Here is a 6,670-nt window from a genome sequence, read left to right on the forward strand (position 1 = left end):
AGAGCGACGACGGGAGCAGACTCGGCACATGAGCACCACAGCTCCGACAGCCACGCCGTCAGCCGCGATCGAGATCGAAGGCCTGGACAAGTCCTTCGGCACGACGAAGGCCCTCGACGACCTCGACCTCGTCGTCACCACCGGCGAGGTGCACGGGTTCCTCGGCCCCAACGGCTCCGGCAAGTCCACGATGATCCGCGTCCTGCTCGGCCTCCTCAAGAAGGACGCCGGCACCGTCCGGCTCCTCGGCGGCGACCCCTGGCGCGACACCGCGACCCTCCACCGACGCCTCGCGTACGTCCCCGGCGACGTCAGCCTCTGGCCCACCCTGTCCGGCGGAGAGGTCATCGACCTCATGGGCCGCCTGCGCGGCGGGCTCGACGAGCGACGGCGCGCCGAGCTGCTCGACCGCTTCGAGCTCGACCCCTCGAAGAAGGGCCGCACCTACTCCAAGGGCAACAAGCAGAAGGTCGCCATCGTCGCCGCGCTCGCCTCCGACGTCGAGCTCCTCATCCTCGACGAGCCCACCGCCGGCCTCGACCCCCTCATGGAGGTCGAGTTCCAGCAGGTCATCCTCGAGGAGAAGGCGCGCGGCCGGACCGTCCTGCTCTCGAGCCACATCCTCTCCGAGGTCGAGGCGCTCTGCGACCGTGTGAGCATCGTCCGCACCGGGCACGTCGTCGACACCGGGACCCTCGCCCAGATGCGCCACCTGACGCGCACCGCCATCACCGCCGTCGTCTCCGCACCGCCGCTCGGGCTCGGCGACCGGCCCGAGGTGCACGACCTCCTCGTCCAGACCGACACCGCCGGCTCCCACTCTGGTGGCTCCCACGCGACCGGCTCCGACGACGCGACTGCCACGACCCTGCGCTTCGACGTCGACACCTCGGCGCTCGGCCCCGTGCTCGCCGACCTCGCCGCCGCCGGGCTGCACTCGCTCACGAGCCAGCCGCCGACGCTCGAGGAGCTCTTCCTCAGGCACTACTCCGCGGACCGATGAGCACCTCTCTCGCGGGGATGCCCCTCCTCTTCGGGCTCGCGCTGCGGCGGGACCGCTGGCGCCTGCTCTCATGGGTCGGTGCCGTGACGCTCCTCGTCGTGACGACCTACACCGCCTACGAGGGACTCTTCCCCGATCCTGCGGCCATCGAGGCGATGGCCACCTCGATGGGTTCGAACCCCGCGTTCGCGCTGCTGCTCGGGCAGGCTCACGACCTCACGACCGCCGGTGGCTTCACGGCGTGGCGCGCGGTCGGCATCGCCAGCCTCTTCCTCTCGCTCATGGCGATCTTCACGGTGGTCCGTCACACGCGGGCCGAGGAGGACGCGGGGCGCACGGAGCTCGTCGCGTCGGGCGTCGTCGGGAGGCACGCCCCCCTCGCCGCCGCGACGTCGCTGGCGATCGGCGCGTGCGCCGTCACGGGTCTCGCGGCCGCTGCCGGGCTCGTCGCCGCGAGCGCGATGTCCGGGCAGGTCGAGGTGGGCGGAGCCGTGGCGATCGGGCTGGCGCTCGCGACGACGGGTGCGGTCCTCGCCGGGGTCGCGGCTGTCGCGGCGCAGGTGGGCTCGACGGCGCGTGCAGCCTCGTCGCTCGCCGGCGCCACCCTCGGTGCGCTGTACGTGCTGCGCGGGTGGAGCGCCGCGTCCGGCAGCGCGGAATGGGCCCAGTGGCTCTCCCCCTTCGGGTGGGGTGAGCAGATCCTGCCGTACGTGGAGAACCGCTGGTGGGTCGTCGTGCTCCCGGTCGTGGCGACGATCGGGCTGCTGGCCGGAGCCCACGCGCTCCAGGCGCGCCGGGACGTCGGTGCCGGGCTCCTCGCGCAGCGCCCTGGGCCGGCCGGTGCCACCTCGTCCCTGGGCGGGCCGTTCGCGCTCGCGTGGCGGTTGCACCGCGGACCGTTCCTCGGGTGGCTCGTCGCGTTCATGCTGCTCGGCGCCCTGTACGGCTCGTTCGGCTCGTCGGTCGGCGACGCGTTCTCGGACAACGAGTACTTCCAGCGGGTGCTCGCCCTGACCGGGCGCGGCGGCGCGAGCTTCACCCTGGGCTTCCTCGCGACGATCCTCTCGGTCATGGCGACCATCGCGACGATCCACGGGATCCAGGGGGTGCTGCGCGGCCGGACCGAGGAGGAGGAAGGACGCGGAGAGCCCGTCCTCGCGACCCCGGTGACACGGACCGCGTTCTTCGCGAGCCACGTGCTCGCGGGTCTCCTCGGGTCGGCGACGATCCTCCTCGTCGGCACCGCCGTGCTCGCGGTCGTGACGATCGCGACCGTCCCGTCCGGCACGGTGACGGCCGGTCAGCTCATGCTCGCCGGGCTCGTCCAGGTCCCTGCGATGTGGGTGGTCGTCGGTGTCGCCGCCGCCCTCTTCGGGCTGCGCCCGCGCTCGAGCCACGCGGCCTGGGTGGTCCTCGCCGTGACGTTCGTCCTCACCCTCCTCGGCCCGCTCCTCGGGCTGCCCGACGCGGCGCTCAACCTCTCCGCGTTCAGCCACGTGCCCGGCTATCCCCTCGACCCCCTGCGCGCGGCACCCCTCGTGTGGCTCAGCGTGACGGCGTCCGCGCTCCTCGTCGCGGGTCTCGTCGGCTTCCGACGCCGCGACACGGACGAACGATGAGCACGCCGCCACCCCGCCGCCGACATCGCCCGAGCTCGCGGCCGGGCCGAACTTTCCCGAGGCCCCGGTCGTTGACCAGACGCACCACCCCACCGATCGCAGGAGACCCGTGACCAGCCAGACGCTCGCCACCACGACCACACCGACGCCCAGCAGCACCGACCTCGCGCTCCGCGCACGGCACGAGCTCGCGGCCCTTCCCGTGGGGGACGTGTCGACGACGGTCGCGATCCTCGAACGGATGAACCGGCTCCGCGCGTTCGGTGACCAGCTGCAGCGCGGCATGGAGGCCATCACCTCGTTGCGCACGAGCCAGTTCCTCATCCTCAAGGCGATCGAGTCCGACGTGGTCCACCCGCGGCACATCGGCCGCAAGATCGGTATGGACACGGGCGCGGTCGAGCTCACGCTCGGCACCCTCACGGAGAAAGGACTGGCCACGACCGTCCTGGACCCGAGCGGCCGGATGGTCGAGGCGCACCTCACCGACGGCGGTCGCGCGGTCCTCACGCAGGCCGAGGCGATGGAGTTCCGCGCGACGGACGCGCTCCTGCAGCAGAGCCGCCCGGACGAGGTCGCCGAGCTGCTCGAGCTGCTCGACCGCGCTGCCGAGCAGGTCGGCCGCATCATGGCGGGCGAGGTCGGCTAGCAGGAGAGGCGCGCGAGCAGGAGGAGCGCGCTAGAAGGGTTCGAGCCCGTACTCGTCCTCGTCGTCGTCTTCGTCGTGGGCCGGGGCGGAGGCTCCCGCTGCGAGGATCCGGACACGGGCGGGGTCGATCGAGGTCCCGGTGCGGTCGACGAGGTCGTGGGACCGCACGATCTCGGCGTCGTCCGCCTGGGCGGCGACGGTCTGGTCGAGCTCGGTCAGCAGGTCGAGCAGCGCCTGCTTCTGCCCCGCGTGCTCGAACGGCAACGCGTCGAGGTCGACGGTCGTGAGCCAGAAGTGCAGCACGACGGCGTCAGCCCTCCACAGGTCGAGGTTGAGCACAGGGGTGTCCGGGTCCATGCCGTCAGGATCGCGTGCTGGACCGGTTGACACAAGTGGTGAACACGCTGGCCCGGCCCGTGTGACCCGGCTCACGCAGGCGCCGCTCGTGGCGCGCTGTCAGCCGGCCGAGGTGAGGAACTGCTCGAGCAGGGGCCCGGCGGTCGTCGACCCGTACTCACCCGTCTCGACGAACACCGCGACGGCCAGGTCGCCCTGGATCGCGATCATCCACACGTGGTTGGTGGAGCCGTCCCCGTACTGGGCGGTGCCCGTCTTGGCGGCCACCTCGCCGGGCACGTCCTGGAGGAACGCCCCGCCCCCGTCGGTGACGACGCCGCGCATGAGGGCGCGCAGCTGGGCAGCCTCGTCCGCGGTGAGCGGGGTCTTCGGCACCGTCGGCAGCTCGGACGCCTCGCCCTCAGGGACCTCCTGGGCGAGGAAGGTCGGGCGCACGGTCTCGCCCCGGGCGACGGACGCGGCGACGCCCGCCATCGTCAGGGGTGACGCCTGGACCTTGCCCTGGCCGATCATCGACGCGGCGTGCTCGGTACCGGTCGACCCTGCCGGGACGACGCCGGTGAAGACGCCCGGCCCGGGCTGTGCCGCGAGGCCGATGCCGAGCGAGGCCGCGGCGTCGACGAGCTGGGCCTGCGTCACGGTGCCGCTCGCGTTGATGAACGCGGTGTTGCAGGACTGCGCGACGGCGTCGGAGAGCGGGATGTCGCCGAGGTGGTCGGTCGGGTAGTCGGGGAAGTTCGTGAAGGTGCGGCCGTCGACCACGGTCGACGCCGGGCACTGGAGCGTCGTCTCGGGCGTGACCCCGGCGCGCAGGAGGGCGAGCGACGAGATCACCTTGAACGTGGAGCCCGGTGCGTACATCCCGACGGTCGCGGTCGACAGGCCCGCGCTGCCGGGAGAGCTGGCCGCGACGAGGACGCCGCCGGTGGACGGCCGGATCGCGACGATCGCTGCGGGGACCGTGGTCCCGGCGAGGATGGTCTCCGCGGCGCTCTGGAGGTCGACGTTCAGCGTCGTGCGCAACGGCTCGCCGTCGACGGGGACCTGGTTGAAGGCGGTCTCCCGGACCACACCGTCGGACCCGACGATGTCGACCGAGAGACCGGGCGTGCCGCGCAGCTGCTCGTCGTACTGACGCTGCAGGCCCGAGGTGCCCACGAGGTCACCGGCCGCGACGGTGCCGCCCGACTCCTCGACGATCTCGGCGGTCGCGTCACCGGCACGGCCGAGGATCGCCGCCGCGAACTCCCGCGTCGGCGCGAGCGGCATGGTGTCCTCGACGAGCAGGACGCCCGGGCTCGCGGCGATCGCCGTCCAGTCGTACGGGGACTCGGGTCGCAGGGTGATCGCCTCGACGTAGGCCTTCTCGCCCGCGGCGGCCACCTTGGCCGCGTAGGCCTCGACGTCGATGGTCACGAGGGGCGCGAGCAGTCGCGCGGCATCGTCCCACTGGTTCGCGCCGAGACGCGTCTTGTCGATGCCGATCCGGGTCACGGCGCGTTCCGTCACGAGCGCCACGTCGCCGTCACCGTTGATGTCCCCGCGCACCGCCGGTGTCCGGGTGACCTGGAGCCGGTCGCCGAGCACGAGGCCCGGGACGAGGAGCTCCGGTTCCCACGCCACGTGCCACGTGTCCTCGACGAGCGCGAGGTCGGCGCTCGTCGTGTAGCTCCACGGGGTGCCGCCGAGGTCCCACTCGTAGACGAGGTCGGCCGTCGCGGTGACGTCCTCGTCGCCGAGCGCGACCTTGCCGACGCTCACCTCGACCGTCGCGTCGACCAGGGGCTCGATGACTGCCGTGCGGTGGGCGGTGGCGTCGGCCGTCGTCGCGCCGTCGAAGGTCACGCCCGAGAGGTCTCCGCTCGCCATACCGGCGGCGAGCGCCTCGGCCGCCACGGAGGGGGCCGGGGTGTCCGGGCCGCACGCAGCGAGGCCGGCACCGGCCAGCACGGCGACGAGCGCCAGGGAGACCAGGCGTGGCCGGGCGGGCGTGCGCGTGCGGACAGGGAGCGGGGTGGCCAGGGGCATGGGACCAGAGAACGCCGAAACGCGAGGCTTGTCCAGCCGCCACGACCGTGACCGGCGCGGATTCGCCCGCTGCGGTGCGTGCCGGCCCGGTGACGTGTGGTTCGGTGGCCCTATGACCACGACCCTCGTCCTCGGCGGCACCGCATGGCTCGGACGCGAGATCGCCGCCCGGCTCCTCGCGCAGGGCGACCGTGTCACGTGCCTCGCGCGCGGCGAGTCGGGCACGGTGCCCGACGGCGCGACGCTCGTCCGCGGCGACCGGTCCCGCCCCGGCGCGTACGACGAGGTGGCGCGCACGGACTGGGACGCGGTCGTCGACGTCTCCCGCGACCCGTCCACGGTCACCGGCGCCGTCGCCGCCCTCGGACCGCGCGCCGCCCACTGGACGTTCGTCTCGACCACCTCGGTCTACGCCCACGACGACGACCCGCCGGGCGCGGACGAGAGCGCCGAGACCGTCGAGCCCACCGACGTCGGCGACTACGCCCACGCCAAGGTGGCCGCCGAGCGGGCCGCCCGGACCGCGCTGGGCGACCGCCTGCTCGTCGCACGCCTCGGGCTCGTCGCCGGGCCGGGCGACCCGAGCGACCGCTTCGGCTACTGGGTCTCGCGGCTCGCGCTCGCCGATGACGGCCCCGTCCTCGTACCGGTCGCCGAGGAGCGGCACGTCCAGGTGGTCGACGTGCGGGACGCGGCGCAGTGGGTCGCTGGAGCCGCCCGGCGCGGGACGACAGGCACGGTGAACGTCGTGGGCCACCCGGTCCCGCTCGGGGACCTCCTCGCCGAGGCTGCCGCCGTCGCCGGGTTCCACGGGGAGCTCGTCACCGCCGAGGACGACCGGCTGGCCGCGAACGGCGTGCAGCACTGGGCGGGGCCGCGGTCGCTGCCGCTCTGGCTGCCCGCGTCGTGCACCGGCTTCTTCCGGCGGGGCAACGACGCCTTCCTCGCGGCCGGCGGGACGCTGCGACCGGTCCACGACACGCTGACGGGCACGCTCGAGGACGAGCGTGGGCC

General features: G+C 73.5%; 6 protein-coding genes. 4 read left to right on the top strand and 2 right to left on the bottom strand.

Annotated features, from left to right (window positions below):
- Nucleotides 1-28 precede the first annotated feature (28 nt).
- From ABKW26_RS01405 to ABKW26_RS01415, 3 genes are all read left to right on the top strand, one after another.
- The gene (locus ABKW26_RS01405; protein ID WP_348590615.1) at nt 29-1,003 is read left to right on the top strand and encodes an ABC transporter ATP-binding protein; all 975 of its coding nucleotides are present in this window, start codon (nt 29-31) and stop codon (nt 1,001-1,003) included.
- Nucleotides 1,000-2,622, top strand: a complete 1,623-nt coding sequence (locus ABKW26_RS01410; protein WP_348590616.1) for an ABC transporter permease — start codon at nt 1,000-1,002, stop codon at nt 2,620-2,622. Before ABKW26_RS01405 ends, ABKW26_RS01410 begins: the two co-directional genes overlap by 4 nt.
- Before the next feature lie 109 nt (nt 2,623-2,731).
- A complete protein-coding gene (locus tag ABKW26_RS01415) occupies nt 2,732-3,271 on the top strand; it encodes a hypothetical protein (protein WP_348590617.1) in 540 nt (179 codons plus the stop codon).
- A gap of 30 nt (nt 3,272-3,301) precedes the next feature.
- Here ABKW26_RS01415 and ABKW26_RS01420 read toward each other — a convergent pair whose 3' ends face one another.
- Both ABKW26_RS01420 and ABKW26_RS01425 read right to left on the bottom strand, forming a co-directional pair.
- Nucleotides 3,302-3,628, bottom strand: a complete 327-nt coding sequence (locus ABKW26_RS01420) for a hypothetical protein (RefSeq protein WP_348590618.1) — start codon at nt 3,626-3,628, stop codon at nt 3,302-3,304.
- Between the two features lie 99 nt (nt 3,629-3,727).
- Complete coding sequence (locus ABKW26_RS01425) at nt 3,728-5,656, bottom strand: penicillin-binding transpeptidase domain-containing protein (protein ID WP_348590619.1); 1,929 nt, start codon at nt 5,654-5,656, stop codon at nt 3,728-3,730.
- A 112-nt stretch (nt 5,657-5,768) separates the two neighbouring features.
- On the opposite strand from ABKW26_RS01425, the gene ABKW26_RS01430 reads away from it, so the two are divergent.
- Nucleotides 5,769-6,670, top strand: a 902-nt coding sequence (locus tag ABKW26_RS01430; protein WP_348590620.1) for an NAD-dependent epimerase/dehydratase family protein, incomplete at its 3' end; no start/stop codon positions are given.

It is taken from the genome of Sanguibacter sp. 25GB23B1, assembly GCF_040012415.1.
In the GTDB taxonomy this organism is placed as follows: domain Bacteria; phylum Actinomycetota; class Actinomycetes; order Actinomycetales; family Cellulomonadaceae; genus Sanguibacter.

Excerpts from the sequence above, each read along its gene's own strand:
- ABKW26_RS01425 (WP_348590619.1), bottom strand. The coding sequence starts at position 5,656 with ATGCCCCTGGCCACCCCGCTCCCTGTCCGCACGCGCACGCCCGCCCGG.
- ABKW26_RS01405 (WP_348590615.1), top strand. The coding sequence starts at position 29 with ATGAGCACCACAGCTCCGACAGCCACGCCGTCAGCCGCGATCGAGATC.
- ABKW26_RS01410 (WP_348590616.1), top strand. The coding sequence starts at position 1,000 with ATGAGCACCTCTCTCGCGGGGATGCCCCTCCTCTTCGGGCTCGCGCTG.
- ABKW26_RS01420 (WP_348590618.1), bottom strand. The coding sequence starts at position 3,628 with ATGGACCCGGACACCCCTGTGCTCAACCTCGACCTGTGGAGGGCTGAC.